The following is a 5,686-nucleotide window of genomic DNA, read 5'->3' as shown; positions in this document are numbered from 1 at the left end:
CACAGGAAAAATAGACTAAAACTGAGTCAGAAGATGAGCGAACACGTGATCGAATATCACTGGAATGGGTGATCGGAAAATATCGGAATAACTGATCGGATGTCGCCGGAACAGATGATCGGATACGTCGGAATCTGCAGGCAGGGTATTTGCGGTCATGGAAATGGGTATAGACCGGCAGTTCGGTGTTCCGGCGGTCGACCACGGCGGGCCGTTAGCACTGATGCCAGCCGTCGGGCTCTTCGTAGAAGCCGCAGGAGGTCATAAATTTCCCCATCAGGGCGGCATCCTCAAGCGGTTGTTGATTGCTAAGCCACCAATAGATGATACCGGGCATCTGGCGGCGGGTTTCATCCAATAAATAAAGGCCCACGCCACGCCGGCGGGTTTCCGGCCGCACGCGTAGCCCCACCAGCCGGCCCTCACTGCAGGCGGCATCTATCTCCACCCGCGCACCGCCCCCCCCAACAGCCGATCGTTGAACCGCGCGACGAACAGCGCGTTGGAGCGGGTAAGCTGGTGTTGTAGCGCGTCGACATCCACGGCAGGCCAAATCTTTGCCAGATCAAGCTTATCCTGGGGGCTTAGTACCGTCAGCCGTTCAATCGTCAGTTTCATGGGTTCCTTACAGCCGTTACCGTTATCCCGATTCGCACGGAGAGGCGAAGATCGTCGGCGACAGTATAGCGCACTTACCGCCGTTTACCGCGCGATATCCGTAAGCGCCCCGTGGAGGACGTCTTGAATTATTGGTGGGTTTGTTGTATGGCCCGGTAAGAATATGTTCCACTAGGATGCCTAGTGAACCCGCATCCTATAAGGGACGGCTGTCAGATCATGGATAATCCGGTGATGATAGTGTCCACTTAAATTTTAATGGACACTATCACAAACTTCAGAATCATTAATTTCATATCACTCAAACCGGGATGGAAATAAAAGTTATTAAAATCAATACAATGTGAAAATGCAATGAGCATAAGCGTGTAACGTAGGTTTACTGTTTCGTACAGCAAACCCACCAATAATTCAAGACGTCCTCCACGGGGCGCTTACCTTTACATCAGGCAAAGAAATTGGGGCTGAGCGGCTATGTCCGTAACCAGGATGACGGCAGCGTGGAAGTCGTGGCCTGCGGCGAAAGTGAGCGGGTTGAAAATCTGCTGGCCTGGCTACGGCAGGGGGGCCGGCGCACGCCCGGGTGGATAAAGTTCTTACCGAACCGCGCAACGGAAGCAGCCTTGGTGATTTTAACGGCTTTGACATCCACTACTGACCGCCAGCGGGCATCAGCGTTTTACCCGTAAGGTAAGCTTCTTATGCACGATAGGCTTAACATGCAGGATGGACTTTATAGCCAGGGTAGGCTTCATATGCAGGAAAGGGGGCATAGGTAGGCTGGGCGTCATAAGCAGGGCGAGCTTTACCCGTTGGGAAAGTCGAGTTCAAGGGCGGACCTTGCGAACGTCATGTCTTGCCGCTTCGCTGACTGCATGAGCGGTCGGGTCACGCAGCGTTATCGGTTATCGCCAGCAGCACCGCAGGGACGTTAAAGGCATTTCACCGGTTTGGGCAAGCCAGCGATTTTCGTTGCCTGCTTGGCGGGGCCCTGTGGAAACAAACGGAAAAGGTAACGGCTGTTCCCTTTCTCCTCGCCGTAAGCCTGCGCCATGGCCTTTACCAGCATCCGGACGGCCGGCGACGTATTGTATTGTAAATAGAACGCACGTACGAAATGGATTACCTGCCAGTGGGCTTCGCTAAGGGTAAGCCCTTCGAGGCGGGCGATTTCTACCGCTAACTCCTCGCTCCAGTCCTGCGGGTGGGTCAAATACCCCTGCGTATCGGTTTTGATTTCTGCGCCGTTAAACTCCATCGATTCCTGTCCGGCTCAAATGATCTCATTGAGAAAGGATAGCAAATCCGCCGGTCAGAAAACACCCCGCCCCGCCTGTGGGCGCACCGGTGCGCCCACAGGCGGGGGATGAATAAGACGAGATATCAGTTGCTGCGCATGCCGCCGAAGATACTCTGCAGGCTGACGAAGATATTGTACAGCGATACATAGAGGCTAACGGTGGCGCGGATGTAGTTCGTCTCTCCGCCGTGGATGATATTGCTGGTTTCCCACAAGATCGCGCCAGAGGAAAACAGGATAAACATGACGCTTATTGCCAGCGACAGGGCGGGAATGTGCAGGAAAAGATTAGCGATGACCGCGACCAGCAGCAGCACGAAGCCGGCCATCATCATTTCCGAGAGGAAAGACATATCCTTGCGGGTGGTGAGAACGTACGCCGAGCAGCAAAAGAACACCAGCGCGGTGCCGCCCAGCGCCAGCATAATGACGTCCCCTGCACCGGACGCCAGCAGCATACTCAAGTAGCGGTCCCAGGGTATAGCCCATAAAACCGGTCAGGGCGAAAGTGGTGAGAATACCCGCCGGACTGTTGGCCAGACGGTACGTCAGGAACAGAAGTCCGTAAAAACCGACTAGCATCAGGATCAAACCGGGTGCCGGCAAACGTAGCAACGTACTTGCAGTGGCGGTAAGCGCCGAAAATACCAGCGTCAGCGACAACATGAAATAGGTATTGTGCAGCACCTTGTGGGTGCTTAATAGCGAATGCCTGCGCGATGACGTCGCAATCAAACGATCCATAATTTGCCTCTCATCATAAAGGTGTGCCAAGAATATTTGATGTAAGATTAATAGCTTGCCACCGTTGCGCCTATGGCTTTTACCCATCTTTACGCACTAGCGCCTACGGCGGCGGCGGCGGACAAAGCGCAGGCGGACAGCAGACTAATGGCGATTTTTCAGTCGATTAGCGCAAAACGCTCTTTACAACCGGAATGACTCTGTTTATAGTTCGCCTCGTTGCGGAGGAGTGGCCGAGTGGTTGAAGGCACCGGTCTTGAAAACCGGCGACGCGCAAGCGTTCTAGAGTTCGAATCTCTACTTCTCCGCCATCTCGACGCCCGAAAGGCTCCCATGCTTCTACGGCTTCCACTTGACGCCTTAATGCCGCCCTCCTGAATTCCTTAGCCGATGAATAACGGCGATGCATGAACACACGGCGCCAGCATTTATCGGGTCTGCACGCGTGATCCGCTTCGTTAGTGCCAGACATGCACGATTTGTCTCAGCCGGCGAACGCCGGGCTTGCCGCTTGTGCATGGTGCAGATCACCACGGCCCACCCCCCGCTTAATAAGTCAGGTTTGCGTAGCCGGCGGAATACATACCGCTACCGGCTTCTCCTTAGCCTGTTTAACGCCACAAGTGTGGTTGAATACGTTTTGCAGATCCTGGGACTGTCAGGCCTGTTATGACCAGGGCGGTAAGCTATGGGGGCGACCGGTCAAGGCCCGTCCCATGACCCACCCTCACCGAATAATGCGCGAGCGTCGTGTAAGCCAGACAAAATAACTGTTGCTGTTTCGCACGTTGAAGTTGTCATCTCCGCCGCGAACAATAACTGCATTTCGTTATTACGTTATTTAACCGATAGGTGAAGCATTCTCCATCGAGCTTGACCCTTCGTTTCTGTCCCTATGGCAAAATGTCGGCAGAACCTGTCATTTCCACCCACCTAAAAGAAATGAGGTAATAGGTTTCGAGACAAATGAATAAATTATCTTTAGCAAATTCTTTGCGAGATAAGTCATTTTTTATAAGGAGTCATGATGCCGATTTCAACGTGGTTACTAAAAGCTCGCAATGCGGGTAGTGTTCACGGCCGCAAACGGGAGGGAAAATTCAATAGGCGTTTGTTGCCGGTATTTGATGAGGCAGTGCCAAACGGCATAAAAGGTAAAGGGAAATGCAATACAGCCTGCGCGTCTCCAGTAAAGCACGTGCCTGATATCCTGGATGAGCACATTCTTGGCGACGGGCAACATCAGGTTGGGAACGGCAATAAACGACGCCCGCCGGCATTAACCGCCGCTTTCGGAACGATGGGTCGGTATCAATTGCCAGAATATAAAGAGAACTCCGCGACGGCGACGTCCCATCCGCCAAGACAGCAGCGCGACCCCGGGAAAAGGGTGAAAAGAGAAGACACCTGCGAGCCGAAATGTGAAACCGTCGCGACAAGAAGCCTCAAAGAGTTGTTACAGGTGGCAGCGGATACAGCGGCCAGCGCCGAATTAGCCGTACATTATGTTGATGAATCCTCAAAGCGTGCCGCCGGCGGCAACGGTATCGTTGCCGTCGTGCAAGCGGCGGCAGAAGCTTCAGTGTTAGCAAAACGGGCGGCGGAGCAGGCTTATGTGTCGCTGGAACAAACAGCAGACGGGGCGCAAAAAAACCACTATCAAAAGAGTCTTAGAAAAGCCTTCCACCAAACTTTAGTGAAATCCGCCATTGCTAACTATCTGGCGGGTAGAGCGAACCAAGCGGTACAAGCCGTGGAAGACGCTGCGACAACGGTGATGAACCCCGCAGAGGCCTTAGCCGACTTTATCGCGCGGGAAATTCACTTCATGATGGTGGAATATGAAAATTATCACCCGACGTCTGAAGAAGTGGCCAAGATAGACGCGCTGGCGGCAACGGCAAAGCTGGCCTTGGAACAGACGGAAAACACACTATTGGACCACCCGCTCCAAAGCGAGAGAGGGCTTTCCAAAACAGGCCACCTGACCAAAACAGAGGTGGTGCTTTCCCAAGACGGTATGGGGTGGAAAGATGCAATAACGGTGGGTATGACAATCGCCGCCGAAGGCGCCATCGGCCTCGCCGGCGCTTTCGCGGCGTTCGGAGAGGGTGCCGCTGAGGCGGCGGGTGAAACCGCGGTAACGGCTAGCGAGGGCGCTCTCAACGCCGCCGTCGAGGCGACATCGGCAATAGGCGAGGCGTTGGGCGATATGGAAGCTTTAAGCGGCCTTGAGGGGGGGCGGCCATTGATGGTGCCGTACGCATCAGCCGGTATGACGATGGCGGCGTGGTAGAGGAAATCTCGGCGGGCGAGTTACGGCACGTTGCGGGTATTAACGAGACGGCAGCGGATATTAATGCCGAAACGGGCGGGAATGCGGCGCTTGGCAAAAATGCGAAAGATATCGCTATGCGCGGCAAAACAACGGGTGATGCCGCGCAAGCCAAGCATGCCGCGAAGGTGGCCAAAAGCCATGTTACCAAGGCGAAAGCGAATTTAGAGACCGCCATACGCAGATCGCACGAGGCCAGATTTGCGGCGACGGATATTGCCATACAGGCCGCTAATGCCAAGCGTATATTGAAAGAGTATGTTGGTGAGGCCAGGGTAAGCGGAGATATGGCGCAGCGATTGACGCGTACAAAGTCGCTGCATAACGAGGCGATGCGCAAATTGGCTGAGCTTAGAAGCGCCCTGGGCAGCGTTGATGAAGCAGAGGCCGCCGAAGTTGAATTAAGGGAAATCGTGGAGAAATTAAATCATAAGGCGCTAACAGGCACGAAAGAAGCGGCAGCGGTGGTGAGAGATGAAATACTCGATATCGCAATACAAAGCGGTGAGCAGTGACGCCGCGGCCGCAATTTAGGGAAAGGTGAGTGATGGGTAAGCGTACGCCCAGCGCCGTATTGACAGTTATTCAGCAGGGATGGTGAGGTTCCACGGCAGGAGCTCTTTGATTTTGTTGATGGGATGATCCGCGATAATCGCCAGCACATGGCGCAGATACGCTTCCGGCTCCAC

The 5,686-nt window shown here is 54.2% G+C and carries 7 protein-coding genes, 1 tRNA gene and 2 pseudogenes; 4 read left to right on the top strand and 6 right to left on the bottom strand.

The features are described from left to right. Positions 1–214 precede the first annotated feature (214 nt). The 3 genes from panM (ACMX3H_RS16525) to ACMX3H_RS16515 are packed head-to-tail and all read right to left on the bottom strand — an operon-like array spanning position 215 to position 790. Positions 215–448, bottom strand: coding sequence for an aspartate 1-decarboxylase autocleavage activator PanM (gene panM / locus ACMX3H_RS16525; protein ID WP_415211600.1), 234 nt, complete (start codon positions 446–448; stop codon positions 215–217). Continuing rightward, a complete protein-coding gene (gene panM, locus ACMX3H_RS16520) occupies positions 439–618 on the bottom strand; it encodes an aspartate 1-decarboxylase autocleavage activator PanM (RefSeq protein ID WP_415211599.1) in 180 nt (59 codons plus the stop codon). Before panM (ACMX3H_RS16520) ends, panM (ACMX3H_RS16525) begins: the two co-directional genes overlap by 10 nt. 22 nt (positions 619–640) lie before the next feature. Further along, the gene (locus tag ACMX3H_RS16515; protein WP_415211598.1) at positions 641–790 is read right to left on the bottom strand and encodes a hypothetical protein; all 150 of its coding nucleotides are present in this window, start codon (positions 788–790) and stop codon (positions 641–643) included. A 271-nt stretch (positions 791–1,061) separates the two neighbouring features. Between ACMX3H_RS16515 and ACMX3H_RS16510 the strand changes: the two are divergent. Next, positions 1,062–1,276: pseudogene (locus tag ACMX3H_RS16510) on the top strand (acylphosphatase); the annotation flags it as partial. A 273-nt stretch (positions 1,277–1,549) separates the two neighbouring features. Here ACMX3H_RS16510 and ACMX3H_RS16505 read toward each other — a convergent pair. Then, on the bottom strand, positions 1,550–1,876 hold the full coding sequence (locus ACMX3H_RS16505) for a TusE/DsrC/DsvC family sulfur relay protein (protein ID WP_415211597.1): 327 nt from the start codon (positions 1,874–1,876) through the stop codon (positions 1,550–1,552). Positions 1,877–2,001: 125 nt separating this feature from the next. Then, positions 2,002–2,662: pseudogene (yccA, locus tag ACMX3H_RS16500) on the bottom strand (FtsH protease modulator YccA). A gap of 223 nt (positions 2,663–2,885) precedes the next feature. Between yccA and ACMX3H_RS16495 the strand changes: the two are divergent. From ACMX3H_RS16495 to ACMX3H_RS16485, 3 genes are all read left to right on the top strand, one after another. Further along, positions 2,886–2,973, top strand: a tRNA-Ser gene (locus tag ACMX3H_RS16495). A gap of 713 nt (positions 2,974–3,686) precedes the next feature. Next, positions 3,687–4,958 (top strand): hypothetical protein, encoded by a 1,272-nt coding sequence (locus ACMX3H_RS16490; protein ID WP_415211596.1) that lies wholly within the window; start codon positions 3,687–3,689, stop codon positions 4,956–4,958. Next, positions 4,952–5,512, top strand: a complete 561-nt coding sequence (locus tag ACMX3H_RS16485) for a hypothetical protein (protein ID WP_415211595.1) — start codon at positions 4,952–4,954, stop codon at positions 5,510–5,512. Before ACMX3H_RS16490 ends, ACMX3H_RS16485 begins: the two co-directional genes overlap by 7 nt. Positions 5,513–5,578: 66 nt before the next feature. Here the strand turns inward: ACMX3H_RS16485 and ACMX3H_RS16480 are convergent. Further along, a partial coding sequence (locus ACMX3H_RS16480; protein WP_415209556.1) for a transposase domain-containing protein occupies positions 5,579–5,686 on the bottom strand: 108 nt, incomplete at its 5' end.

The organism is Sodalis sp. (in: enterobacteria) (genome assembly GCF_047607725.1).
Classification (GTDB): domain Bacteria; phylum Pseudomonadota; class Gammaproteobacteria; order Enterobacterales; family Enterobacteriaceae; genus JBLKSS01.
The sequence above is the reverse complement of the archived record's forward strand: the minus strand, read 5'-3'. Positions and strand labels throughout refer to the sequence as shown.